Genomic DNA, 556 nt, shown 5'->3' on the forward strand with positions numbered 1-556 from the left:
TCAGCGCCGGCGCACCCAGATAGGTCACCGTCACCGTCGCCCGATTCGACGGCGTCCCCAGATCATCCGACACCTGGTACTGGATCGGCGTCGGATTGCCCTCAAAGCCCGCCTCGGGCGTGAAGGTGATCGCACCCGTGTCCGCATCCACCGTCCAGGTGCCTTCACCCTCGACCGTCTTGGTCTTGCCGTCGCTGCCGGCATCGGCACCGTCGATCACCACCGTCGTCGGATCGAGCGTCCGCCCGTCAGCGGCCGCATCGTTGTCCACCACCGGCAACGTCACCGGCGTGCCCATCGGGTTGTCCAGCGATGCATCATCCTCGGCCGTCGGCGCCACCGGCGGCTGCACCGGGGTCGACAGCTCGGTCGTCTCCGGATCGGTCTGATCCGAGTCAACCGACGCCGTGTTGACCACCACCGCCGCGCTCGCATCGGCGAGCGTGACCGTGTAGGTACCCACCAGCTCGCAGGTCGCACCCGGCGCCACACTGGCACAGGTGATCTCGTCCGGCGTGATCAGGTCGTCGCTGACCACCACGTTGGTCAGGGTCAC

General features: G+C 67.8%; 1 protein-coding gene. It reads right to left on the minus strand.

Going from position 1 to position 556, the window contains the following annotated elements; translation table 11 throughout:
* Nucleotides 1-556 (minus strand): Ig-like domain-containing protein (locus CKO25_RS22235; RefSeq protein ID WP_200389850.1); only part of this gene is annotated, 556 nt, incomplete at both ends.

The organism is Thiocapsa imhoffii, from assembly GCF_016583985.1.
In the GTDB taxonomy this organism is placed as follows: domain Bacteria; phylum Pseudomonadota; class Gammaproteobacteria; order Chromatiales; family Chromatiaceae; genus Thiocapsa; species Thiocapsa imhoffii.